Source organism: Streptomyces sp. NPDC048671 (assembly GCF_055587045.1).
On sequence record NZ_JBVJHB010000025.1, the window covers coordinates 13,892 to 35,981 of the forward strand.

General features: G+C 70.9%; 21 protein-coding genes. 12 read left to right on the forward strand and 9 right to left on the reverse strand.

Going from position 1 to position 22,090, the window contains the following annotated elements; all coding sequences use genetic code 11:
• Window positions 1-43: 43 nt before the first annotated feature.
• Both ACZ6S6_RS34940 and ACZ6S6_RS34945 read left to right on the forward strand, forming a co-directional pair.
• A complete protein-coding gene (locus tag ACZ6S6_RS34940) occupies window positions 44-1,531 on the forward strand; it encodes an AlkA N-terminal domain-containing protein (RefSeq protein WP_469709013.1) in 1,488 nt (495 codons plus the stop codon).
• Window positions 1,528-2,058, forward strand: coding sequence for a methylated-DNA--[protein]-cysteine S-methyltransferase (locus ACZ6S6_RS34945; protein ID WP_469709015.1), 531 nt, complete (start codon window positions 1,528-1,530; stop codon window positions 2,056-2,058). Before ACZ6S6_RS34940 ends, ACZ6S6_RS34945 begins: the two co-directional genes overlap by 4 nt.
• A gap of 82 nt (window positions 2,059-2,140) precedes the next feature.
• On the opposite strand, the gene ACZ6S6_RS34950 is transcribed toward ACZ6S6_RS34945, so the two are convergent.
• Window positions 2,141-2,725, reverse strand: coding sequence for a TMEM165/GDT1 family protein (locus ACZ6S6_RS34950; protein WP_362954511.1), 585 nt, complete (start codon window positions 2,723-2,725; stop codon window positions 2,141-2,143).
• Between the two features lie 338 nt (window positions 2,726-3,063).
• On the opposite strand from ACZ6S6_RS34950, the gene ACZ6S6_RS34955 reads away from it, so the two are divergent.
• The gene (locus tag ACZ6S6_RS34955) at window positions 3,064-3,480 is read left to right on the forward strand and encodes a (2Fe-2S) ferredoxin domain-containing protein (protein WP_362954509.1); all 417 of its coding nucleotides are present in this window, start codon (window positions 3,064-3,066) and stop codon (window positions 3,478-3,480) included.
• A gap of 39 nt (window positions 3,481-3,519) precedes the next feature.
• Here ACZ6S6_RS34955 and ACZ6S6_RS34960 read toward each other — a convergent pair whose 3' ends face one another.
• Complete coding sequence (locus ACZ6S6_RS34960; protein WP_362954507.1) at window positions 3,520-4,011, reverse strand: NUDIX hydrolase; 492 nt, start codon at window positions 4,009-4,011, stop codon at window positions 3,520-3,522.
• Between the two features lie 186 nt (window positions 4,012-4,197).
• On the opposite strand from ACZ6S6_RS34960, the gene ACZ6S6_RS34965 reads away from it, so the two are divergent.
• The gene (locus ACZ6S6_RS34965) at window positions 4,198-5,313 is read left to right on the forward strand and encodes a glycerate kinase (RefSeq protein ID WP_362954505.1); all 1,116 of its coding nucleotides are present in this window, start codon (window positions 4,198-4,200) and stop codon (window positions 5,311-5,313) included.
• Here the strand turns inward: ACZ6S6_RS34965 and ACZ6S6_RS34970 are convergent.
• Window positions 5,216-5,710 carry a helix-turn-helix domain-containing protein gene (locus tag ACZ6S6_RS34970; RefSeq protein ID WP_469709018.1) on the reverse strand — a complete coding sequence of 165 codons (495 nt, stop codon included), beginning with the start codon at window positions 5,708-5,710 and terminating at the stop codon, window positions 5,216-5,218. The genes ACZ6S6_RS34965 and ACZ6S6_RS34970 overlap by 98 nt on opposite strands.
• A 463-nt stretch (window positions 5,711-6,173) precedes the next feature.
• On the opposite strand from ACZ6S6_RS34970, the gene ACZ6S6_RS34975 reads away from it, so the two are divergent.
• The 5 genes from ACZ6S6_RS34975 to ACZ6S6_RS34995 are packed head-to-tail and all read left to right on the forward strand — an operon-like array spanning window position 6,174 to window position 11,043.
• Window positions 6,174-6,971 carry an ABC transporter ATP-binding protein gene (locus ACZ6S6_RS34975; RefSeq protein ID WP_469709020.1) on the forward strand — a complete coding sequence of 266 codons (798 nt, stop codon included), beginning with the start codon at window positions 6,174-6,176 and terminating at the stop codon, window positions 6,969-6,971.
• Complete coding sequence (locus tag ACZ6S6_RS34980) at window positions 6,968-7,771, forward strand: ABC transporter ATP-binding protein (protein WP_469709021.1); 804 nt, start codon at window positions 6,968-6,970, stop codon at window positions 7,769-7,771. The genes ACZ6S6_RS34975 and ACZ6S6_RS34980 overlap by 4 nt, the downstream gene beginning before the upstream one ends.
• On the forward strand, window positions 7,768-8,658 hold the full coding sequence (locus ACZ6S6_RS34985; RefSeq protein WP_362954500.1) for a branched-chain amino acid ABC transporter permease: 891 nt from the start codon (window positions 7,768-7,770) through the stop codon (window positions 8,656-8,658). Before ACZ6S6_RS34980 ends, ACZ6S6_RS34985 begins: the two co-directional genes overlap by 4 nt.
• Complete coding sequence (locus ACZ6S6_RS34990; RefSeq protein ID WP_469709023.1) at window positions 8,651-9,793, forward strand: branched-chain amino acid ABC transporter permease; 1,143 nt, start codon at window positions 8,651-8,653, stop codon at window positions 9,791-9,793. Before ACZ6S6_RS34985 ends, ACZ6S6_RS34990 begins: the two co-directional genes overlap by 8 nt.
• Window positions 9,790-11,043, forward strand: a complete 1,254-nt coding sequence (locus ACZ6S6_RS34995) for an ABC transporter substrate-binding protein (RefSeq protein WP_469709025.1) — start codon at window positions 9,790-9,792, stop codon at window positions 11,041-11,043. The genes ACZ6S6_RS34990 and ACZ6S6_RS34995 overlap by 4 nt, the downstream gene beginning before the upstream one ends.
• 98 nt (window positions 11,044-11,141) lie before the next feature.
• On the opposite strand, the gene ACZ6S6_RS35000 is transcribed toward ACZ6S6_RS34995, so the two are convergent.
• Window positions 11,142-13,529 carry a discoidin domain-containing protein gene (locus tag ACZ6S6_RS35000; protein WP_362954496.1) on the reverse strand — a complete coding sequence of 796 codons (2,388 nt, stop codon included), beginning with the start codon at window positions 13,527-13,529 and terminating at the stop codon, window positions 11,142-11,144.
• Between the two features lie 429 nt (window positions 13,530-13,958).
• Here ACZ6S6_RS35000 and ACZ6S6_RS35005 point away from each other — a divergent pair, with 429 nt between their 5' ends.
• Genes ACZ6S6_RS35005 through ACZ6S6_RS35015 form a run of 3 tightly spaced genes read left to right on the forward strand, consistent with a single transcriptional unit; the run spans window position 13,959 to window position 15,333 of the window.
• Entirely contained in the window at window positions 13,959-14,381 is a 423-nt protein-coding gene (locus ACZ6S6_RS35005) for a hypothetical protein (protein WP_469709027.1), read from the forward strand.
• On the forward strand, window positions 14,381-15,073 hold the full coding sequence (locus ACZ6S6_RS35010) for a DUF6338 family protein (protein WP_362954493.1): 693 nt from the start codon (window positions 14,381-14,383) through the stop codon (window positions 15,071-15,073). The genes ACZ6S6_RS35005 and ACZ6S6_RS35010 overlap by 1 nt, the downstream gene beginning before the upstream one ends.
• Window positions 15,070-15,333, forward strand: a complete 264-nt coding sequence (locus tag ACZ6S6_RS35015) for a hypothetical protein (RefSeq protein ID WP_469709029.1) — start codon at window positions 15,070-15,072, stop codon at window positions 15,331-15,333. Before ACZ6S6_RS35010 ends, ACZ6S6_RS35015 begins: the two co-directional genes overlap by 4 nt.
• Before the next feature lie 15 nt (window positions 15,334-15,348).
• Here ACZ6S6_RS35015 and ACZ6S6_RS35020 read toward each other — a convergent pair whose 3' ends face one another.
• The 5 genes from ACZ6S6_RS35020 to ACZ6S6_RS35040 form a co-directional block, all read right to left on the reverse strand.
• Window positions 15,349-18,180, reverse strand: a complete 2,832-nt coding sequence (locus ACZ6S6_RS35020; protein WP_469709031.1) for a CHAT domain-containing protein — start codon at window positions 18,178-18,180, stop codon at window positions 15,349-15,351.
• Window positions 18,181-18,683: 503 nt separating this feature from the next.
• Window positions 18,684-19,502, reverse strand: a complete 819-nt coding sequence (gene pssA, locus ACZ6S6_RS35025; RefSeq protein WP_469709097.1) for a CDP-diacylglycerol--serine O-phosphatidyltransferase — start codon at window positions 19,500-19,502, stop codon at window positions 18,684-18,686.
• 22 nt (window positions 19,503-19,524) lie between these two features.
• Window positions 19,525-20,172 carry a phosphatidylserine decarboxylase gene (locus ACZ6S6_RS35030; protein WP_024489890.1) on the reverse strand — a complete coding sequence of 216 codons (648 nt, stop codon included), beginning with the start codon at window positions 20,170-20,172 and terminating at the stop codon, window positions 19,525-19,527.
• Between the two features lie 181 nt (window positions 20,173-20,353).
• Complete coding sequence (locus ACZ6S6_RS35035; RefSeq protein ID WP_469709033.1) at window positions 20,354-21,559, reverse strand: acyl-CoA dehydrogenase family protein; 1,206 nt, start codon at window positions 21,557-21,559, stop codon at window positions 20,354-20,356.
• A 2-nt stretch (window positions 21,560-21,561) separates the two neighbouring features.
• On the reverse strand, window positions 21,562-22,089 hold the full coding sequence (locus tag ACZ6S6_RS35040; RefSeq protein ID WP_362954485.1) for a MaoC family dehydratase: 528 nt from the start codon (window positions 22,087-22,089) through the stop codon (window positions 21,562-21,564).
• Between the last annotated feature and the right edge of the window lies 1 nt (window position 22,090).

Consider the following 22,090-nt stretch of genomic DNA (forward strand, 5'->3'; position numbering starts at 1 on the left):
TTCTCGCCAGCCGTGGCCCGGCCGGGTGCCCCATCCTTGAACCATGCACACCGACACCGAGCGCTGCGTGCGAGCTGTCCGGTCCAAGGACTCCCGTTTCGACGGCTGGTTCTTCACCGCGGTCCTGACCACCGGGATCTACTGCCGGCCGAGTTGCCCCGTCGTGCCGCCCAAGGTCGAGAACATGACCTTCTACCCGAGCTCCGCCGCCTGCCAGCAGGCCGGATTCCGGGCCTGCAAGCGGTGCCGGCCCGACACCAGTCCGGGGTCGCCCGAGTGGAACGCCCGCGCCGACTCCGTCGCCCGCGCGATGCGGCTCATCCGGGACGGGGTCGTCGACCGGGAAGGGGTACCCGGGCTCGCCACCCGGCTCGGGTACTCCGCCCGGCAGATCGAGCGGCAGCTCCTCGCGGAGCTGGGCGCGGGCCCGCTGGCGCTGGCCAGGGCGCAGCGGGCACAGACCGCGCGGGTGCTGATCGAGACCACGGGGCTGCCCATGGCCGAGGTGGCGTTCGCGGCCGGGTTCGCCTCGATCCGCACCTTCAACGACACCGTCCGTGAAGTCTTCGCCCTCGCCCCGGGCGAGCTGCGCGGCCGCGCAGCTCGGTCGGCGAAACCCCCGTCCACGCCGGGCGTGATAGCGCTGCGGCTGCCGTACCGCGCACCGCTCAACCCCAGCAACCTCTTCGGGCACCTCGCCGCGACGGCCGTCCCCGGCGTGGAGGAGTGGCGCGACGGCGCCTACCGTCGCACGCTCGATCTTCCGTACGGGCACGGCATCGTCGCCCTCACCCCGCACCCCGACCACATCGCCTGCCGGCTCTCGCTCACCGACCCGCGTGATCTCACCCTGGCCATCAGCCGCTGCCGCTGGCTGCTGGACCTCGACGCGGATCCGGTCGCGGTCGACGAACAGCTGCGCGCCGATCCGCTGCTCGCCCCGCTGGTCGACAAGGCGCCGGGGCGGCGGGTGCCGAGAACGGTCGACGGCGCGGAGTTCGCCGTGCGGGCCGTGCTCGGCCAGCAGGTGTCGACCGCCGCGGCCCGTACCCACGCGGCCCGGCTGGTCACCGCCCACGGCACGCCCGTCGACGACCAGGAGGGCGGTCTCACCCACCTCTTCCCGGCATCCGGGGCGCTGGCCGGGCTCGATCCCGAGCAGCTGGCCCTGCCGCGCAGCCGCCGCCGGACGCTCACCACACTCGTCGAGGCGCTGGCGGACGGTTCGCTGCGGCTCGGCACCGACACCGACTGGGAGAAGGCGCGCGCCGAACTGGCCGCGCTGCCCGGCTTCGGGCCGTGGACGGTCGAGGTCATCGCCATGCGGGCACTCGGCGATCCGGACGCCTTCCTGCCGACGGATCTCGGCATCCGGCGGTCCGCGCGGGAACTAGGTCTGCCCTCGACACCGGCCGCGCTCACCACCCGCGCGGCGGCCTGGCGCCCATGGCGGGCGTATGCGGTCCAGTATCTGTGGACCGTCGACGACCACCCCATCAACCACCTTCCCGCACCAGGAAGTCCATCGTGACCACAGCACGCACCACCACCGTCGTCGCCTCCCGGCGGCACACCGTGACCGACAGCCCCTACGGCCCGCTGACCCTCGTCGCCACCGACGGGGTCCTCGCCGGCCTCTACATGACCGCTCAGCGGCACCGTCCGCCCGAGGAGACCTTCGGCGAGCCCGATCCCGTCCCCTTCGGCGAGACGATCCGGCAGCTGGACGCCTATTTCGCGGGTGAACTAAAGGAGTTCGACCTTCCGCTGCACCTGGACGGAACGCCGTTCCAGCGCACCGTCTGGGCGGAGCTCCGGCGGATTCCGTACGGTGAGACGCGTTCGTACGGCGAACTGGCCGAGATCCTCGGCAAGCCCGGGGCCTCGCGTGCGGTGGGGCTGGCCAACGGCAAGAACCCGGTCGGCATCATCGTGCCCTGCCACCGGGTGATCGGAGCGTCGGGGAGTCTCACCGGATACGGCGGCGGACTCGACCGCAAGCAGCGGCTGCTGGCCTTCGAGAACGGTACGCGGGACACGGTCCAGGCACTCTTCTAGAGCACGCGACCCGCGGGCCCGCCCCCGCCCACGTGCCGGGCGGACGGGCCCGCGTCGGTGCCCCGTGCCGGGGCTCCTCGCGTCAGCCGACGAAGATCTCGACGACCGTCCAGATCGCCAGGCCGAGCATGCACACGCCGCCGATCCGCTGGACCGTCTTGAGCGGTACGCGCTTGGCGATGAAGCGTCCGGCGAGCAGCGCCAGCGCCGATACGGACATCAGGGCCGCCGCGGACCCGATCGCGGTGGACCAGGCGCCGTTGCTCGCGGCCAGGTTGGCCGTGGTGATCTGGGTGAGGTCGCCCCATTCGCTGATGAACACCGCCATGAAGGCGGTCGAGTAGACGGGCCAGAAGCCGGTCACCGTTTTCGGGCCGTCCTCGTCGTCCTCGTCGCCCGCGTGGGCCCGGAGCAGCATGAACGCGCCGAACGCGAAGAGGGACGCCGAGACGAGCTTGACGATCCAGTCGGGCAGCAGCCCGAGGAGGCCGCCCGCTCCGACCGCGATGGCGACATGGACGATGAACGCGGACGACGTGCCGAACCAGACGTAGAGCGGGCGCATGCGCGTGCCCATGGCCAACGACGCGAACATCGTCTTGTCGGGGAGCTCCGCGAGGAAGATCAGCCCGAAAGCGGTGAGGATCGCCAGGGGGTCGAGATGCATTCCGGGTGGCTTTCTGTAAGAGCCGGGCTCCGGGGCCTTCCGCGAAGTGCCACTCGGGCTTTTCGGAGGACCACTCGGCCCGGCATGACGGCGGCACCCGCGGGACGCGGGTGTGTCATACCTGACCGAAGGTCTCGCCCGCCCGTGATGATCCACGAACCCGGCCACCGGGAACCCGGGGGTTCCAGTGTGTCGACGACCGGTTTGCAGGGCTACTCCCCTTCGCAACCCACAACATTACCGCACCCGGCAGCGGGGGAGCTCACCCGTTCGAGCCGACAGCGGCCCCGGTACAGTCCCACGGTGATCATCCACGTCCCGATCGGGAGTCTGCCCGCATGAGCCGCCGCGACCGCAGGGCCACCACCCCGCCCCGGCCCACCGTCAGCGTCTGCCGCGGCTGCTGCTGCGGCACCCCGAAGATCGTGGGCGTGGACCACGCGGGGCTGCTCGCCGCGGTGCGCGGCTCGCTCGACGGGATCGCGACGGTCCGGGTCGTGGACTGCCTGGACGCCTGCGACCAGGCCGACGTCGTGGTCGTCCAGCCGTCCGCCGAAGGCCGCCGCGCCGGTGGCCGGCCGGTCTGGCTCGGCCTGGTGAACGACACCGAGGCGATCGCCGACATCGCCGGCTGGGTGGCGGCGGGCGGCCCGGGACTCGTGGACCCGCCCGGAATCCTGGACCTGTACGAGTTCCGTCCCTCCCGCCGGGTGCGGCAGGAACTGGAGGAACTGGCGGAGGACCAAGGCATGTGAGCCCCCCCGCCCCTCGCCCCCCGCCCCTCGCCGCTCGCCTCAGGCGACGGGCAGACCGTCCTCCAGCTCCGCCGCGCCCGCGCCCGAGTCCAGGACGTCCAGCGCCGCCTTCACCCGCAGCCCGAGTCCGACGGGCAGATGGCTGCCCAGCTCCGCCCGGCCGACCAGCTTCCACGACAGCAGCTCGTCCTCCTGGATGCGCACCGCCTTCAGCTGCTGCTCGTCGAGCACGCCGCCGTCGTAGACGTAGGCGACGATCGGTGGCCGCGCGGTGCCGCGCGCCCAGTCGACCGCGAGCAGCCGGCCCGGCTCCAGGTCGAGACCGATCTCCTCGGCCGACTCGCGCCGGGCCGCCTGCCGGGGGGTCTCGCCCTCGGCCGACTCGATCGTGCCGCCGGGCAGGGTCCAGTCGTCCCGGTAGTTCGGCTCGACGAGCAGCAGCCGGCCCTCCGCGTCGCGGAAGATGCAGGCCGCGCCCGCGAGCACTTTGGGGAGTCCGTCGATATACGTGGCGTAGTCATCGGTGGTCACACGAGCAGCCTAGGGCCTGCCGTTCGGCGGACGACGTTACTTCGCGAACACTCCTGGAGCCTGCCGGGCGCCGCGGGTCCAGGGCACGGACAGCCATGGGCAGGGGGCGGGTGGTCCGGATAAGGTCGGGGCGGCGCGACTGCCTGTTCGAAAGCAAAGGGAATCAAGGTGACGGACGGAGCAGTGATGGAGACCGCACGCGTGCTCGTCGCGGCGGACAAGTTCAAGGGCTCGCTCACGGCCGTACAGGTCGCGGAGCGGGTCACGGCCGGGCTGCGGCGCATCGCCCCCGAGGTGCGGGTCGAGACCCTGCCCGTGGCGGACGGCGGCGACGGCACGGTGGCAGCGGCCGTGGCCGCCGGGTTCGAGCGCCGCGAGGCGCGGGTGACCGGGCCGCTGGGGGAGCCGGTGACGGCGGCGTACGCCCTGCGCGGCACCACGGCGGTGGTGGAGATGGCCGAGGCCTCGGGCCTCCAACAGCTGCCCGAGGGCGTGTTCGCCCCGCTCACCGCGACCACGTACGGCTCGGGCGAACTGCTGCTCGCCGCGCTCGAAGCGGGCGCCAGGACCCTGGTGTTCGGGGTCGGCGGCAGTGCGACCACGGACGGCGGTGCGGGCATGCTGGCCGCGCTCGGCGCACGGTTCCTGGACGCGGACGGCAAGCCCGTGGGCCCCGGCGGCGGCGGGCTCGCCGATCTCGCCACGGCCGATCTGTCCGGGCTCGACCCGCGGCTCGCCGGGATCGACCTGGTCCTCGCGAGCGATGTCGACAACCCGCTGACCGGGCCGAAGGGCGCGCCGGAGGTGTACGGGCGTCAGAAGGGCGCGACCGAGGAGGACATCGCGGTCCTCGACGCGGCGCTCGCCCACTACGCCTCGGTGCTGGGTCCTGACCACGCGGAACTGCCCGGGGCCGGGGCGGCGGGCGGCATCGGGTACGGGGCGCTGGTCGCCCTCGGTGCGCGGTTCCGGCCGGGGATCGAGGTGATGCTCGACGTGCTCGGCTTCGCTCCCGCGCTGGCCCGCGCCACGCTGGTGATCACCGGTGAGGGCTCGCTCGACGAGCAGACCCTGCACGGCAAGGCCCCGGCGGGTGTCGCCGCGGCGGCCCGTGCGGCGGGCATCGAGGTCGTCGCGGTCTGCGGCCGCCTCGCGCTGGCGCCCGAGGCGCTCGGCCGGGCCGGGATCCGCCGTGCGTACGCGCTCACCGAGCTGGAGCCGGATCCGGCGGTGTGCATGGCCGAGGCGGGGCCGCTGCTGGAGCGGGCGGCGGAGTCCATCGCCCGGGACTTCCTGCGCTGACCTCCCCGCGCCTCAATCGCCGGAGGGGCCGGACATCAGCCTCGCCGGCGTTTGAGGCGCGGTGCGCGGGGCGGAGCCCCGGTGTGCGGACGCCTCGCAGCACCGCCGCCCCCGGCAGCGACCGCACCGCGTCCAGCGCCGGCACCACCTTCACCTCTACCAGCTCCCGCGGCCGCGACAACGACCGTGACGTCAGCCCCTCCAGCCACCGCAGCCGGTTCAGCACGGTGTTGCGGTGGCAGCCCAGCCGGTCCGCCGTCCGCGCCGCCGATCCTCCGCACTCCAGCCACGCGTCCAGCGTCGACACCAGCAGGCCCCGGTCCGCCGGGTCACGGGCCGGCAGGGGGCCGAAGACCTCCCCGGCCAGGTAGGCCGACACCACGGGCCGGCCGGCCACCAGGGCCGCGAGGACCCTGCCGTCCAGGCAGACGACGTCCTCCCCGCCGGGGCCGCACGTCAGCAGCGCCGCGTCGGCCGGCCGGCGCGCCGTGCCCAGACCCGCTCCTCCCCGCGCTGCCGCATGCCCGCTCCGTCCTCCGTCCTCCGCACTCCGCCGGGGACCGCTTCCGCGCCCGGCCGCCCGGCCGCCGTGTCGCCGACGTGAGCATGCCGACGGCCCGGACGGGGGGCGACAGCCGGCGGTCCGACTCTGTGCGCGTGCACAAGCACCGGTCTCCCGCGCTGGTCATCCGCAGCGTCTGCGCCGGGTTCCGTGGACGGGCGGCCCGCCCGCTGCTGGTCTGGGGCCCCATGGCGCAGGTGGCGGGCGCGGCCGGAAGCAGCGGCCGACGCCACGGCGCCGCCCGGCCCGGCGAATCGCGCCGGACCGGTTCGACGACAAGGCGGAAGGAGGAGGACGCATGGCGACGCTGGAGATCCGCGGACTGTCCGTCAGCTACGGCCCCGTACGCTCCCTGCGCGACGTCTCCCTCGACGTGCCGGCGGGCGCGATCACCGCCGTACTCGGCGGCAACGGGGCCGGGAAGACCACACTGCTGCGGGCCGTCTCGCGGACCCTCGGCTTCCACCGAGGTACGGGCACGGGCACCGTCCGCTTCGACGGGCACCGGCTGGACGGGCTGCGCCCCGCCCAGGTGGTGGCCGCCGGAGTGGTCCAGGTCCCCGAGGGACGCCAGGTGTTCGCCCGGATGACGGTGGCCGACAATCTGCGGGCGGGCGCCCTCGGGGCCCGCGGCGGCCGCAAGGCGTCGGCCGGCGCCCTGACCCGCGTACACGAACTGTTCCCGGTCCTGGGCCGGCGCGCCCACCAGCGCGCCGGGCTGCTCTCCGGCGGCGAGCAGCAGATGCTGGCCATGGGGCGCGCCCTGATGGCCCGGCCCCGGCTGCTGCTGCTCGACGAGCCCTCGCTCGGCCTCGCCCCGCTGATGGCGGCGCGGATCGCCGAGACGGTGCGGGAGATCAACGCGGCGGGCACCTCCGTCCTGCTCGTCGAGCAGAACGCGGCGATCGCCCTGCGGCTCGCCTCGACGGCGTACGTGCTGGAGGTCGGCGAGGTCACCCTGGAGGGACCGGCCGACGCGCTCGCCGCATCCGACGAGGTGCGCCGGCGCTATCTGGGCGTCGTCGACGAGACGGCCGCCGCGGACGCGGACCGGGCAGCCGGTTCCGTACGCACCCTGAGCAGGTGGTCCGCATGAGGACCGCCGGGCAAGCCGCACCGCTCACGACCGCCCCGGCCGCACTCGCCGTCCGTGACATCACCGTCCGCTTCGCCGGGCTCACCGCCCTGGACGGCGTCTCCTTCACCGTGGAACCCGGCAGCGTGCATGCCGTCATCGGCCCCAACGGGGCGGGGAAGTCCACCTGCTTCAACGTGCTCTCCGGGGTGTACCGGGCCGCCGCCGGAAGCGTCCGCCTCGGGACGGCGGAACTCACCGGACTCGCCCCGCACAAGATCGCCGCCCTCGGCGTCGCCCGTACCTTCCAGAACCTCGCGCTGCCCCCGCACGCCACCGTCGCGGACAGCCTGCTGCTCGGCCGCCACCGGCTCACCCGCGCCGGGTTCCTCGCGAGCGGACTGCGCCTCCCGGCCGCCGCCCGCGAGGCCCGGCGCCACCTCGAACGGGTCCGCGAGATCGCCGAATTCATCGGCCTGGAAAAGGAGTTGGAGCGGCCCGCCGGGGCGCTCCCGTACGGGCAGCAGAAGCTCGTCGAGCTCGGCCGCGCACTGTGCATGGAGCCGCGGGTCCTGCTCCTGGACGAACCCGTCGCCGGAATGACCGCCGACGAACGCCGGCGCACCGCGGCGGTCGTGGCCGGGGTCCGCGACAGCCTCGGCATCTCGATCGTCCTCGTCGAGCACGACATGGGAGTGGTGATGCGGCTCGCGGACGCCGTGACCGTACTCGACTTCGGACGCAGGATCGCGGACGGCACCCCCGCCGAGGTCCAGAACGATCCGGCCGTCGTCCAGGCCTACTTGGGGGCACCGGAATGACCACCTTCATCGAACTCCTCCTCGGCGGACTCTCCATCGGCTCGGTCTACGCCCTGATCGCACTCGGCTTCGTCGTCATCTTCAAGGCCACCGAGGTCGTCAACTTCGCCCACGCCTCCCTGCTGCTCGCGGGCGGCTACGTCACCGCCGTGCTCCACGACGACATCGGCTTCTGGCCCGCGCTCGCCGTCGGAATCGCGGGCGCGGCCGTCGTCGGAGCGGCCGTCGAGTTCCTGGTGATGCGCCGCTACCGGGGCAGCGACCACAGCGTCCTGGCCATCGTCACCATCGGCGTCGACATCCTCCTCACCACCGAACTCACCCGCCGCATGGGCACGGAGGTGCTCTCGCTCGGAGACCCCTGGGGCGACCGGGTCATCACCGTCGGCGATGTCACCCTCGCCCAGACCAGGGTCGCGGCCTTCGTCGCCGCCGCCCTCCTCATCACCGTGTTCCTGCTCGCCTTCCGCTTCACCTCCTGGGGGGTGTCGATGCGGGCGGCCGCCGAGAACCCGCAGACCGCCGCCCTGATGGGGATCAGACTCGGCCGGGTCTCGCTCGCCGCCTGGGCGGTCGCCGGAGCGCTCGCCGCCGTCGCCGCCCTCTTCCTCACGGTGTTCCCCACCCCCGGCCTGGAACGGGCCACCTCACTGGCCGCCCTCAAGGCCTTCCCCGCCGCGATCCTCGGCGGACTCGACTCCACGACCGGGGCCCTGGCGGGCGGGCTGATCGTCGGCGTCACCGAATCCCTCGCCACCGGCTACCAGAGCGACCTCTCCTTCCTGGGCCGCGGCATCGGAGACCTCGCCCCCTACCTGGTGATGGTGATCGTGCTGCTCCTGCGGCCCGCCGGACTCTTCGGTACGAAGGAGCTCGCCCGTGTCTGAGACCACGACCACCCCGGGCCCGACGGGGACCATGACCCGTGGACCGGGCGCCGGCCTCAGCGCGCGGCTGCGCCATCCCCGTACCTGGCTCTGGGCCATCGGCTCGGCGCTCCTGCTCGCGTTCCCGTTCTACCTCGACCGCTTCTGGCTGCAGGCCGGGCTCTTCGCGATGGCCGCCGCGATCGGCGCCATCGGACTCAACCTGCTCACCGGCGCCACCGGCCAGCTCTCCATGGGACACGCCTTCTTCCTCGCGGTGGGCGCGTACGGCTACTGCGTCCTGGCCGGGGAGAGCAGTACGGACAACGGGCACGAACTCACCGGACTCGGCCTGCCCAGCTGGCTCGCCGCCGTGCTCGCCGTCCTCCTGGCCGGAGTCGCGGGGGGACTGTTCAGCCCCATCGCCGGCCGGCTGCGCGGCGCCTATCTCGGCATCGCCACCCTGGCGCTGATCTTCATCGGCCAGCATGTGCTGTTCAACGCCGGCTCCCTCACGGGCGGCTTCAACGGCCGTGCCGTACCGCCTCTTTCGCTGTTCGGCCTCGACTTCGACGACACCGAGGTCGTGGTGGCGGCGGTGCCCTTCCAGTCCGCCGAGAAGCTCTGGTACGCGGCGCTGCTCGCCCTGCTCCTCAGTGGGCTCTTCGCCCGCGGTGTGCTGCGCGGCAGGCCGGGACGGGCGCTGAACGCCATCCGTGACCACCGCATCGCGGCCGGCGTGATGGGGGTGCCGGTGGCCCGCTACCGGGCCGGTGTCTTCGTCCTGTCCTCGATGTACGCCGGGCTCGCGGGCGTACTGCTCGCGTTGGTCTTCCAGCGGACCGTGCCCGAGTACTTCGGCATGGTCCTGTCCCTCGAATACCTCGCCATGATCGTCATCGGCGGGCTCGGCACCGTGGCGGGGGCGGTCGTGGGGGCCGCCTTCGTCTCGCTGCTGCCGCAGGTGCTCACCCACTACAGCGATTCCCTGCCTCTGGTCTCCGCCCCCGGTACGGGCGGTCTGGCACCGGGCGAGGCCTCGCGCTACCTGTACGGCGCCGCGGTGGTCGCGGCTGTCCTGTTCCTGCCCGGCGGCCTGACACGGCTCCTGCCCGGTGGCCCGGCACGTTCGAAGAACTCAGGGGAGAAGAAATGAAACTGCGTGTGCTCGGGGCCGTGTGCGCGGCCCTCACCCTCACCCTCGTGGGCTGCAGCGAGAAGGCGAACACCTCCGGCGGGGGCGGCGCCGAGGACAAGGGCGGGGTGAGGACCGGCGAGGGCGTCACCGACTCGGTGATCTCCCTCGGCGCCCTCACCGACATGACCGGGGTCTACGCCTCCCTCGGCAAGAGCGTCACCCAGGCCCAGCAGCTGTGGGTCAAGCAGGCCAACGCGGCCGGCGGCATCTGCGACCGGAAGATCGCGCTGACCGTCCGCGACCACGGCTACGACCCCCAGAAGGCCATCGCCGGATACACGGAGCTGGAGCCGAAGGTGCTGGGCTTCGTCCAGTTCATCGGCTCGCCGTTCGTCGCGGCGGTCGAGCAGCGGATCGACGGCCAGGACAAGGGACTCGTCCTGCCGCAGGCCTGGTCGGCGAATCTGCTCGGCAGCAAGTACATCCGCGTCATCGGCGCCACCTACGACGTCGAGACCGTCAACGCGATCGACTACCTGCTCGCCGGGAAGCGCATCGCCAAGGGGGACAGCATCGGGCACGTCTACTTCGAGGGCGACTACGGCGAGAACGCCCTGGCCGGTTCCCAGTACGCGGCGAAGGAGGCGGGGCTCACCGTCGTCCAGCAGAAGATCAAGCCCACCGACAACGACATGACCGCCCAGGTCGCGGCGCTCAAGCAGGCAGGGGTCAAGGCCGTCGTGGTCAGCGCGGGCCCGCGCCAGGCGGCCTCACTGGTCGGCGTCGCCGCCGCCACCGGCTTCAAGGTCCCCGTCATCGGCAACAACTCCGCCTTCGCCCCCCAGCTGCTGAAGACCCAGGCGGGCCCGGCCCTGCTCAAGGACTACTACGTCGCCGCTTCCACCCTGCCGATCGGCGACCCGGGAGCGGGTCCGGCCAAGCTCTCCAAGGAGTACGGCGCCGAGTACCCGAAGGACGGCCTCGACAACGGCGTCATCGCCGGATACACGGCGGCGAAGCTGTACGGCGAGGCCCTCAAGAAGGCCTGCGCCGCGAAGGACCTCACCCGTGCGGGCATCGACAAGGCGCTGCTGACCATCACGGACTTCGGGAGCGACTTCGGGATGTCGCACGACTTCTCGGACCCGGCGGCGCCCTCCACCCGGGAGAGCGTGATCATGAAGCCGGACGCCAAGGCCCCCGGCGGCCTGAAGGTGGTCAGGCCGGCACAGGCGGCAGCGGCAGCGAAGTCCTTCCCGCTGAAGTAGCGGAGGCGGAGGAAGCGGAGAAGACAGCGGAAGCGGCGGGGACCGGCCGCCGGACGGACACGCTCAGGGTGTCCGTCCGGCGACCGGTCGCGGCGGGGTCAGCTGGTGTATGCCTCCAGTTCGGAGAGCTGCGCCGCCGGCCACTCGGTGTTGCCGGTGAACGTCAGCCGCAGATAGCGGGCCGACGTGCCGGGCAGAGTGACGGTCGCCTTGTTGCCGCTCGACGGGTCGAAGGTGTAACCCGCCGAAGCCTTCAGTGAGTTGAACGTGTTGTTGTCGGTGCTGCCCGACACGCTCAGGGTCTGCGTACGGGTGGACCAGGCGGCTGCCGGCGGCAGCTTCAGGACCACCCGCTTGACGGCCTTGGCCGCGCCGAGATCGACGGTGATCGTCTGCGGGAAGGCGTGGTTGGTGCTCTCCCAGTAGGTGTTCGCGTTTCCGTCCACCGCGTTGGACGCGCCGTACACGTCCGCGTGGCCCGATTCGGTCACCGGACGGCCCTGGGCGAGGTTGCCCGTGTCGGCCGGCGGATCGGTGGGCGGGTCCGTCGGCGGGTCGGTGGGGGGATCGGTCGGCGGGTCGGTGGGCGGGTCGGTCGGACCGCTGCCGCCCTGCGGCACACCGCCGTTGGTCCACACCGGGGCCGGCCAGTTGCCGGTGCAGGCGGGCGGGTCGGAGTACCAGCCGGAGTTGCCGGCGCCCCGGGTGATCTGGAAGCCGCTGCCGACGCAGTTGTGGATCGGGTTGGACTGCGCGATGTGGGTGGCCACGACGTTGGTGAAGGTGGCCGTGCCCGGCGACTGGATCTGGAGCGCGTAGGTACCGGCGCCGTCGATCTTGATGTTGTCGAAGTGCAGCCCGTTGGTCGCGCCCTCGATGAGGTGGATCGCGGCGTAGGAGCTGTCGAGTATCTCCGTGTCGGAGATGTTGATGGTGGCGTTGATGGGCTCGTTGAGCCCGCTGAACCAGATCGCGCCGACGCCGAACTGCCAGTTGAAGTCGTTGTTCCCGGTCCGGATCAGGGTGTTGCGCGCCGCTGTGGTGGTGCCCGAGACCGCGGTGCCCTGACCGGAGTTGACTCCGGGGTAGCGGTTGGCGATGTGCAGCCCGCCGCCGTTGCTGATGGTGTCCGACATGACGTTGTCGGAGATCGTGATGTCCTTGCCGCCGTACGTCACGATGTTGTTGGCGAGGATCGGCAGGATCACTGTGTTGAACGTGAACTTGTTCTTCACGTTCGGGATGTTCTCCGCCCACATCGCCAGACCGTCGTCACCGGAGTTGCGGACGAAGGTGTTGGTGACGGTGGAGTTGGTGACGCCGTAGTGGAAGTTCACGCCGTCGGCGGTCTGGTCCAGGATGCGGCTGTTCTTGATGGTGAGGTTGTCCATCGGACCGTCCATCCAGGCGCCGCACTTGGTGTGCTGCATCCAGATGTTGTCGACTGTGGAGTTCGACAGCGCACCGCCGATGGCGTTGACCTGGTCGTCGTCCACCCGCTCCTGGATGTCACCGATGATGGCGAAGTCCTTGAGCGTGACGTTGCTGCTCCCGCCGTCCTTGGCGTACTTGCCGTAGACGCCGACGGCCTTGCTCCGGTTCGAGGGGTCGCGCCCGGTCAGCACGGAGTACCAGGGGCCGGCACCGCGCAGCGTCACCTTGTCGACGACGATGTGGTCGCGGACCTGGAAGGTGCCCTGCGGGATGTAGACCTCCTTGCCCTGTGCCTTGCCCGCGTCCACGGCCGCCTGGATCTTGGCGGTCGAGTCCGCGGCCCCGGTCGGGTCGGCGCCGAAGTCGGAGACGACGTCAAGTGCGCCCGAGGGCTTGGCGGTCGGCGCGGCCACCTGCTCGAAGTCCGCCAGGTCGATGGTGAACGACGGTGACGCGGAGGTGGAGGAGACCTGCAGCCGGACCTTGGTACCGGCGGCGAGGGTCGACCCGAACATGGTCCGGGCCTCGTCGTAGAAGTGGTGCGGATTGGTGTCGCCCGGGTTGTTGTTGAAGGGGTAACCGCCGTAGTACCAGCCGTACTTCGAGGTGACCGGCACCGCCTTCGGCGATGCGCCGTTCACCAGCACGTCGATCGAGGCGTCCCGGCCCGATCCGGCGGCGTTGTCCGGCAGCGAGTACCGGAAGGACATCGCGTTGGCCGGTGCGGTGAGCGTGAACTCCACGTATTCGCCGACGGCGTCCAGCGTCACGGCCTGCCGGCCCGAGGCCTCGGAGGGCAGCGTGCCGTACAGCCGGTTCGGGCCGATCAGCGTGCCGTTGGTGGCCGCGTACTCGGCTTCCTGCTCCTTGAACGGAACGGTCGCACCGCGACCGGGAACCGCCACGGGGGAGGGGGCGGGTATCCCTGCCGCCTGGGCGGCCGGAGCACTGGACATGACCACGGCGGCTGCGGTGCCGAACGCGGCGAGTGCCAGCGAGAGAGAGGCGGATATGGAGCGTCTGAGCAACTTGCGTCTGGGAGGTGGAGTCACTTATCAGTCGTCCTTGCGGCTCGTGGGGGCTCTTCGGACGCCCCACAGGCTAGGAGCAGCACCGCAAGGAAGTCCATGCCGCTGCGCAAGATTCTGCTTTGGATACTCAAATTCATGACTTAAACCTGCGAAGAACGCGGGATGCGAGGTGCGTGATCGCTTGTCGTGGTGCGGTGTACGGAACACCTGGGGGCTCGGCGACCTCGGGCGGTGTGCAAAAGATTTGCATTCGTACGTAAAAAACAACTGTCTCCGGGAGGGCGGAGGCGGCTGTCCTGCGCGGTGGGCCGCGCGTGCCCCGAAGGCCGGGCGGCCGGAAACCTTGGGGCACCGCAATCACCCGAACGGGGGACCTCGATGTTCCCCGGACCTGACTAGCATTTCCCGCAGGACGCTGATGGGCGCACAGCGGGGCGGGGGAGTCGGTTCATGCACGTACCGGAGTCGGTGGTCTACGCGATGGTGCTGGCTCTCGTGGTCCTGTCGCCCCTCATCGGCTTCGGCCGGGCCAAGTGGCTGACCGTGGCGTGCCTGATGAACATCGGTGAGTACCGGGTGCTCGTGGCGAGCGACCCGTTCACCATGGCGGTGGCCGTCACCGCGTTGCTCGGAGCCCTCCTGCTGCTCGCGGAGATGACCGTTCCGAGGCGGGTGTCGGGGACCCTGTGGATGGTCGGTGGGGTGCTGGTCGCGGTGGCCGTCTCCCGGCAGTCGGAGGTCGCCTGGGGGATCGTGCACGCGAGGCCCTGGGTGGCGATCTCGACGGCGGTGGCCGCGGCCGTGCTGGCGGTCCGGGCGCGGCGGGCGAGGCTGATCGCGCACGATCCGTCCGAGGGCCTGCGGGGCATGTGATGGGACAGTCCCCGTCCACCCTGCTCCAGATCGCCCTGCTGGTGCTGTTCGTCCTGCCGGGAGTCACCTACCAGTTCCTGCGGGAGCGCTGGCGGGGCCCGGTCCCCGGTGAACGCGACCTGGGGGAACGGGTGTTGCGGGCCGTGGCGGCATCCGTCGTGCTCGACACCCTCTATCTGATCGCGGCAGGACCCCAGCTGGTGCGCTTCGCCCGGCACGCGGGCTCGGCCGGCCGGGAGGCGTTCGCGCAGCAGCCCCGGTCGGCCGGGCTGCTGGGGCTGGTGCTGTTCATCGTCGTGCCGGCCGCGGCCGCCGGTGGTGTCACCTGGTGGCAACGGCGGCGCCGGCCCGCGCGCTACCGCTCCACGCCCACTGCCTGGGACCACCTGTTCCGCCGGTCCGGGCCCTGTTTCGTCCGCATGCGGCTGCGGGACGGTGCCTGGGTGGGCGGCTGGTACGGAAGCCGGTCCTACGCCACCTCGTATCCGCAGGCCCCCGAGATCTACCTTGAGTCGGCGTGGCTGATGAAGCCGGACGGCAGCTTCGTCCGGCCCGTCCGGGACAGCGCCGGGATCCACATCAGGGCGGCGGACACCGATGTGCTGGAACTCCTCTCCCCGCCCGCCGCCGCGCCGCCCGACACCCCTCCGCCGGCCGTCCCGGCCGCCCGGACCACCGAGGAGCCAGGATGACCGCGCCCAGGGCCGAAGAGCCGGAACTGACCGAATTCGAGAAGAAGTTACGCATGAAGGGCGGCGGGGAATTCCGGGGGCACGCGCCGGTCGTCAGGATGCCCGAACCGACCCGTGGCCCCTCCGATCCGGCGGGGGTCTCCTGCCCGCCGCGAGACGCCGACGCGACCACGCAGCCGCCCGAACCGCCGGAGTCGCCCGAGCTGCCGGAGCCGCCCGAGCCGCCGGTGCCGTCGGGTACCACGGCGGCCGGGGCCTGAGCCCCCGGCCGCCGTTCAGCACCCGACGTGCAGATAACTCGCCCAGAACTGCGGCCTGTTGGGGCACAGGTCACGGACCGCCAGGGTGGCGCGACGCACCGCGGCCGCCGCGTCGACCGAGGCGTCGGACCGGACCGCCTCGGCCAGCTCCGCGTAGACGTTCTCGGCGAACACGGAGCTGACCTCGTCCTCCACCCGCCACAGCGTCGCGATGACCTGGCGGTAGCCCGCAAGTTGGAAGGCGGAGGCCAGGTGGATGGCCTCGTCGGCATGGCGGGGCGCGGTGCGGGCGGTGTCGCACGAGGACAGATAGGCCAGTTCGGGGCTGCCCAGGTCCAGTCCTGACACGTCCTCGACGGTCAGCAGATGCCGCTGATGATCGTGCAGGAGCAGCCCGCTGCGTGAGGGGACGTCGGGATCGGTTGCCGTGTGGCAGGCGAAATGCGCCCAGGCGTGGTGCGGGAGTGCGCTCAGGACCCGCTCCCGGGTCGCGTCCGCATCGGTGAGGCGGACGGTTCCCGGGAAGAGGCCCTTCACCATCCGCGCCTCCGCCTCGGCCCCGGAGAGCGGGCCCGCTCCCGGTGTGCTGGACATGGTGACCGCGAGGGGCACCCGTGGCCGGGCGGGGACGGCGCGGGCGGCGCGGGCGGTGGCCAGGGACCGCACCGTGGGCGTGTAGGAGGAGATCACCCGGTCGAGCAGGGAGCGCGTACCGCCGCGGTGTCCCGCCGCGTGAATGGGCAGCAGCGCGAGCGATCCGGTCGGCACCCACCACACCCGTGGCAGCCCTGGGCCGCGATGCGCGCTGTGGAGGTCCTTGAGGGCGTTCAGCACGGGCTCGGCCAAGGTGTCCCACAGCCAGCCGAGCACCTCGTGCACCGCCGCGGCACGCTCCGCCTCGCCGCCGTACCGGGCGTCCAGGGCGGCGTCCAGCGTGCGCCGCTGGTGCTCGGCCTCGTCCGGGGTGACCCGCAGCGGGACGGAACGGATGCCGTCGGGGGCGATGATGACCGCGTCGGAGCGGTACCGGCTCACGTTGAGACAGACGACGGCACCCTCGGCAGCCCCGGCGAGCAGGCGTTGCGGGGAGGGCGGCCCCGCGAAGTCCGCGAGCCCGTCGAGCGAGCGGATCTCGCGCAGCAGCACGTCCCAGCGCTCGCCCTCCTCGCGGCGCCGGGAGCGGGAGTCCGCGGCACCGGCCGCCGGCCGTTCGGCGCGGCCCTCGGCGAGAGCCATCCGCAGCTCCTCGAACTCCCGCGCCAGCGAGGGCTTCCTGGCACGGAGTTCACCGATGTCGGCCCGCAGGTCCAGTTCCCGCGAGAGCAGCACCCCGCGCCCCAGCTCCAGCATCGCCACCGCCCGCTCGGGCGCACCTTCCCAGAGGGCGCAGGCGGCGGCGTCCGCCGCGATGCCGGTGTACCGGCCGAGCCGGTCCTCCTGGTCGGCTCGGCGCAGTTCGCGGCCGGCCAGCCGGGGCAGGAGGGCGATGACGGTCTCGAACGCCGTCACCGCGTCCTGGTACCGGGCGGCCGAGGCGGCGATATCGCTCCAGAGCAGTCCGGCCCGCATCCGCGTCGGCACATCGGCCCTCGGGTGGGTCGCCGCGGCCCGAGCCGCGTCGAGGGCCAGGTCCAGTCTCGGGCGGGGGGAACCCCCGCCGCCGGTCGTGCGGGCCGTGTCGTACTGGGCGCGATCGCGAAGTGCCAGGGCCGCGACGACCTGGTACACCGCCCTTTCGGGGGCATCGGCCGGCGCGGTGCTCAGGGCGCGCTCGCTCAGGCCGATCGCCTCGTCCAGATCGTCCGTGGGCGGCTTCCGGTCAGCGCCCGCCCGCAGTCCGTGCCGGGTACGCAGCGCCAGGCCGAGATTGCTCAGGCACGTCGCGAACAGCGCCTCTCCCGGCGCGAGCGTCTCCAGCGCCTCCCGCCCCAGCTTCACGGCCCTGTCGATGTCCGCGAGGTCCCCGGTCCGCTTCCCCCTCTGCACCAGGAGGTAGCAGAGGGTGGCCCGGTCCGCCGCGCGCCGGTAGCCGCGCGCGTCGGACCACTCCACCGCGGCCGACACCTGGGCGACGGCCTGATCCAGGACGGCCATGTCGTCGGTGCGCAGGAACTCGCTGTGCAGTGCAGCGCCGAGCTGGCCGCACGTACCGGGAAAGTGAGGGCTGCGGGACGGGACGAGCCGTACGGCCTCGCGCCCGGCGGCGACGGCGCGCGCCAGATCGTCCGCCGCGCCGAGGTGGTCGTAGCGCAGCCGTAACGCGGTACTGAGCTGGCAGAGCATACGGCCACGGGCCTGGCGTGCGCCTGGGGCCCGGTCGGCCCGCTCACCGGCCTCGATGGCCTCGTCGAGATCCTGGAGCCGCCCGAGCCGCTCGTACCGCATCCTTACGGCCCGGATGAGGGCGCAGACATGGACGAGGTGGGAGCCGTGTCCCACGCTCTGTCGGGTGGCGGTACGGAAGTCGTCCACGGCCAGGTCCAGGACCGCCAGATCGTCCGATACGGCGTAGCTCCGCAGCCGCTCCTCGGCGGAGGCCGCGTGCTCGTTCGCCGAGAGCGGGTCGTTCTCCGGGTTGGCGCGCTGCTCCGGCGTGGTCAGCTGGAGGCGGGCGAAGCCCACGAAGCCGGCCACCATCGCCGAGACGTAGGTCGACGGCCCGTACCAGGCTGGGGTGGAGCCGGGGAAGAACCAGACACCCTTCTCCACCATCTGCGACACGACGAATCCGAAGACGCCCCAGGGAGTGCGTCCGCCCATGAGGCCGACGAACCGGTCACCGGCGCAGAGGAAGAACAGCATCGTCAATGTGCCGAGCACACCGATCGCCAGTGGCCAGTCCGACATCCGCCGAATCCCCTCTTCCGGTCCCGCCGCGTCACGGGCGGTGCCTTCGCGCTGGCACCGTACCGCCGGGCCCGGCGTGAGAGTGGAGAAGTTTCCGTATGAGGGACGTGCCGGTGGCATGTATGAGTGATGTGCTCCCACGGCATGAGGAATGCCGGCCGAGTGCCCGGAACGGCAGGCTGACAACGGTGGCGATTGGTGCCGGTGATGGAATCGAACGGAGAATATCTGCGACTGCCTCGGGTATGTGCCCTTCGACAAACAGCCCCCGCTAAGGGCTGCCCGGTCAATAGCCCCCGCTCAAGGCGTGCCGGGTCAATAGCACAGGCTTAGGGACCGTCCGGCGGATCGGGGACCGGACCGCTCGTTCATGTCATTCCGGGGCAGCCCAGGCAGCATGTGGACTGACCGGGCGCCTGTTCGGCAGGCGTCTTCCCGGGACATGCGAGAGGGCCCGGATGCTGGGGAGCATCCGGGCCCTCTCGCACGACGTGCGTGAGCCGTTACGGCAGCTGCGCCGCCCGTGCCTCGCGCCGGTTGTCGCGGAAGGTGTTCACCCGGCGGGCGGTCGCGAAGAGCGGGATGACCGCCCCCAGGACGACCTGGAGCGCACAGCCGGTCTGGAGCAGCAGCTGACCGCCGGGGGCTTCGAACGCCCACGCGGCCAGCAGCCCCATCGCGGCCACGATCCAGCCGAGCATCGCCACCGCGAGGACGCCCCGCGGCTTGGGGTACTCGACCCGGCTGACCATCAGCCACGCCACTCCGACGATCGCGAGCAGCGTCGGTACGAAGGGCAGCTCCAGGAGCACGATCGAGATGACCGTGAGCGCTCCGAAGGGGCTCGGCATGCCCTGGAACATGCCGTCCTTCAAGGTCACACAGGAGAATCGCGCAAGCCTCAGCACCACCGCCAGCAGCACGACGATCGCCGCGAGGGCCGAGACCCGCTGGTGTGCGTCGTCCGCGACCATGCCGTAGACGAGGACGAAGTACGCCGGGGCGAGCCCGAAGCTGACGAGGTCCGAGAGGTTGTCCAGCTCGGCACCCATCGGCGAGGAGCGCAGCTTGCGGGCCACGAGTCCGTCGAACAGGTCGAAGATCGCGGCCATGAGCATCAGGATGACGGCGGTGGCCGCGGAGTGCCGGGCCATGCCGCTCTCGTCGCTGCCCGTGAGGTGCGGGATGAGGATGCCCGTGGTGGTGAAGTACACCGCCATGAAACCGCACGTGGCGTTACCGAGAGTGAGGGTGTCCGCTATCGACAGCCGCATGGAGAGCGGCATGTCCTCGGTGTCGTCCTCGGTATCCGCCTCGGGCACCCAGCCCGCCTGTGTCTCGGGATCAATCACGGTCAATTCGAGTCACCCCCGCGGTGGTGGCCTGGCCGACCTCGACCGCGACATCGATACCTTCCGGAAGGTAGATGTCGACTCGGGAGCCGAACCGGATCAGGCCGATCCGCTCGCCCTGGTCCACCTTCGTGCCCTGCGGGACGTACGGGACGATGCGACGGGCGACGGCACCCGCGATCTGCACCATCTCGATGTCACCGAGCTCGGTGTCGAAGTGCCAGACAACGCGCTCGTTGTTCTCGCTCTCCTTGTTGAACGCCGGAACGAAGCCACCGGGGATGTGCTCGACCGATGTCACCGTGCCGGCCAGTGGCGCGCGGTTGACGTGGACGTTCAGCGGGCTCATGAAGATCGCGACGCGGGTGCGCCCGTCCTTCCACGGCATGATGCTCTGCACCACGCCGTCGGCCGGTGAGATGACGCGGCCCTGGGTGATCTCGCGCTCGGGGTCGCGGAAGAACCACAGCATGCCCGCCGCGAGCGCGGTGGTGGGCACGGCCACGGCCGCCCAGCGCCCGGACCTGCGGGCCCGGGACAGGCTGAGTGCGGCGGTGGCGACGGTCGGGAGGAGCCACGGCGAAGCTCCGCGTGCAAGGCGGACCCCGCCGCGTGGTGCAGAGGTATGGCTGTCGGGCATGGATGACCTTCGTAGCGGATGATGCCGCGCTGGCAACGGGGGACGGCGGCTTTTCCGGCGATGTTATCGGTTGCTGACCGCAACTGGGCAAGCCAGCAGCCGAGTCGGACGTCTGGAAGGCACCGGATGAGGATGACAGGGTGTGATCTTCTTCGCGGTTAAATCACCGCGAATGGGGCAATCAACCCTGGAACCGGTACTCCTCGAGGAGTCGGCGCCCGATGATCATTTTCTGGATCTCGGCGGTACCTTCACCGATCAGCAGCATCGGTGCCTCCCGGTAGAGGCGCTCGATCTCGTACTCCTTGGAGAAGCCGTAACCGCCGTGGATCCGGAAGGCGTCCTCGACGACTTCCTTGCAGTACTCGGAGGCGAGGTACTTCGCCATCCCTGCCTCCAGGTCGTTTCGTTCCCCGGAGTCCTTTTTGCGCGCTGCATTTACCATCATCGCATGAGCAGCTTCTACCTTGGTGGCCATTTCGGCCAGCTTGAACTGGATCGCCTGGTGCTGGGCGATCGGTTTTCCGAAGGTATGGCGCTGCTGTGCGTAAGAAACGCCCAGCTCGAATGCACGCTGTGCGACGCCACAGCCACGGGCAGCGACATTTACCCGGCCGACCTCCACTCCGTCCATCATTTGGTAAAACCCTCGGCCGGTGGTGCCGCCGAGTACACGATTGGCCGGAATGTGTAGCCCGTCCATGATGAGTTCGGTCGTGTCGACGCCCTTGTAACCCATCTTGTCGATCTTCCCGGGGATCGTGAGGCCGGGCCGGACCTCGCCGAATCCGGGCTCCTTCTCCACCAGGAACGTCGTCATCGACTTGTGCGGCGGCGTGCCCTCGGGGTGGCCTTCGTCACTCCGGCACAGGACGGCGACGAGGTTGGACGTGCCGCCGTTCGTCAGCCACATCTTCTGGCCGTTCAGGACGTACTCGTCGCCCTCCCGCACGCCCTTGGAGGTGATCGCCGCGACGTCGGAGCCCAGGGCCGGCTCGGACATCGAGAACGCGCCGCGCACCTCGCCCAGCGCCATCCGGGGCAGGAAGGTGTCCTTCTGCTCCTGCGTGCCGTGCTGCTTGAGCATGTACGCCACGATGAAGTGCGTGTTGATGATCCCGGACACGCTCATCCAGCCGCGGGCGATCTCCTCCACGCACAGGGCGTACGTGAGCAGGGACTCACCAAGACCGCCGTATTCCTCGGGAATCATCAGTCCGAAAAGTCCGAGTTCCTTGAGACCCTCGACGATTTCGGCCGGGTACTCGTCGCGGTGCTCCAGCTGGGTCGCGACCGGAATGATCTCTTTGTCGACGAAATCCCGGACCGTGGAGAGGATTTCCTGCTGGATGTCGTTGAGGCCGGCGGTCTGGGCGAGTCGGGCCATGGCTACTTCTCCACGTTCTTCTGCGAAGGCTGCTTCGGCTCCGGGCGGCCGGGCTGTTCTCCGCCCCGCTCCTTGATGTACGTCTCCGTGGGGACCATCACCTTGCGACGGAACACGCAGACCACCGTGCCGTCCTGCTTGTATCCCCTGGTCTCCACATAAACGATTCCGCGGTCGCTCCTGGACCTCGACGGAGTCTTTTCCAGGACCGTCGTCTCGCCGTAGAGCGTGTCGCCGTGGAAGGTCGGTGCGACATGCTTGAGCGACTCGACCTCCAGGTTGGCGATCGCCTTTCCGGAGACGTCCGGAACCGACATGCCGAGCAGGAGCGAGTAGATGTAGTTGCCGACGACAACGTTCTTACCGAAATCGGTCGTCTTCTCCGCGTAGTTGCTGTCCATGTGCAGCGGGTGGTGATTCATGGTCAACAGGCAGAAGAGATGGTCGTCGTATTCGGTGACGGTCTTTCCGGGCCAGTGCTTGTAGACTGCACCGATCTCGAATTCCTCGTATGTGCGTCCGAATTGCATT

Bases quoted from the DNA above. Each gene is read 5' to 3' on its own strand.
- ACZ6S6_RS34940 (WP_469709013.1), top strand. From the start codon at position 44: ATGCACACCGACACCGAGCGCTGCGTGCGAGCTGTCCGGTCCAAGGAC.
- ACZ6S6_RS34950 (WP_362954511.1), bottom strand. From the start codon at position 2,725: ATGCATCTCGACCCCCTGGCGATCCTCACCGCTTTCGGGCTGATCTTC.
- ACZ6S6_RS34955 (WP_362954509.1), top strand. From the start codon at position 3,064: ATGAGCCGCCGCGACCGCAGGGCCACCACCCCGCCCCGGCCCACCGTC.
- ACZ6S6_RS34965 (WP_362954505.1), top strand. From the start codon at position 4,198: ATGGAGACCGCACGCGTGCTCGTCGCGGCGGACAAGTTCAAGGGCTCG.
- ACZ6S6_RS34975 (WP_469709020.1), top strand. From the start codon at position 6,174: ATGGCGACGCTGGAGATCCGCGGACTGTCCGTCAGCTACGGCCCCGTA.
- ACZ6S6_RS34980 (WP_469709021.1), top strand. From the start codon at position 6,968: ATGAGGACCGCCGGGCAAGCCGCACCGCTCACGACCGCCCCGGCCGCA.
- ACZ6S6_RS34985 (WP_362954500.1), top strand. From the start codon at position 7,768: ATGACCACCTTCATCGAACTCCTCCTCGGCGGACTCTCCATCGGCTCG.
- ACZ6S6_RS34995 (WP_469709025.1), top strand. From the start codon at position 9,790: ATGAAACTGCGTGTGCTCGGGGCCGTGTGCGCGGCCCTCACCCTCACC.
- ACZ6S6_RS35005 (WP_469709027.1), top strand. From the start codon at position 13,959: ATGCACGTACCGGAGTCGGTGGTCTACGCGATGGTGCTGGCTCTCGTG.
- ACZ6S6_RS35010 (WP_362954493.1), top strand. From the start codon at position 14,381: ATGGGACAGTCCCCGTCCACCCTGCTCCAGATCGCCCTGCTGGTGCTG.
- ACZ6S6_RS35015 (WP_469709029.1), top strand. From the start codon at position 15,070: ATGACCGCGCCCAGGGCCGAAGAGCCGGAACTGACCGAATTCGAGAAG.
- ACZ6S6_RS35020 (WP_469709031.1), bottom strand. From the start codon at position 18,180: ATGTCGGACTGGCCACTGGCGATCGGTGTGCTCGGCACATTGACGATG.
- ACZ6S6_RS35030 (WP_024489890.1), bottom strand. From the start codon at position 20,172: ATGCCCGACAGCCATACCTCTGCACCACGCGGCGGGGTCCGCCTTGCA.
- ACZ6S6_RS35035 (WP_469709033.1), bottom strand. From the start codon at position 21,559: ATGGCCCGACTCGCCCAGACCGCCGGCCTCAACGACATCCAGCAGGAA.
- ACZ6S6_RS35040 (WP_362954485.1), bottom strand. From the start codon at position 22,089: ATGCAATTCGGACGCACATACGAGGAATTCGAGATCGGTGCAGTCTAC.